This is a genomic window from Flavobacterium collinsii, from assembly GCF_902804485.1.
Lineage (GTDB): Bacteria > Bacteroidota > Bacteroidia > Flavobacteriales > Flavobacteriaceae > Flavobacterium > Flavobacterium collinsii.
This window is the reverse complement of record NZ_CADCST010000121.1, coordinates 17,079-17,579: the sequence shown is the minus strand read 5'-3', so window position 1 is coordinate 17,579 and position 501 is coordinate 17,079. Positions and strand designations below refer to the sequence as shown.

Here is a 501-nt window from a genome sequence, read left to right as displayed (position 1 = left end):
CGGACAGGTAGACAACGTAGCTACAGTAACAGGAACTCCTCCAACAGGATCTCCGGTAACAGCTAAGTCAACCGATCCAAGTCCAATTTGTTCGACTTGTAGACCAATAGATCCTACTTGTTCAACGTGTACAGTAGTAAGTTTTATTGATGCGATAGATGAGATTCCATTAGTAGTTAATGGATTGAACGGAGGTACCACTGTTTCTGTATTGTTGAATGACAAATTACATGGTACACCTATAGTTGCTTCAGAAGTGAATTTAAGTGGTGTTTATTTACCAACAGGAATGACATTAAATACCGATGGGACTATTAAGGTTAATACTGGTACTGCACCAGGGGTTTATACTGTAATTTATAGTATATGTTCAAAAGCAATGGCAGCAGCCGGTACACCAATGTGTGATCAGGCTGAAGCTAAAATTACAGTAACGGCAACAGTTGAACCAATATTCGAAAATGGAACTATTGCTTCAACAGGAGGAACTGTTTTCACAAA

1 pseudogene is annotated in these 501 nt (G+C 39.1%); it reads left to right on the top strand.

Annotation, left to right across the window (positions count from 1 at the left end):
- Positions 1–501 (top strand): annotated as a pseudogene (locus tag FLA105534_RS19675) (hypothetical protein); the annotation flags it as partial.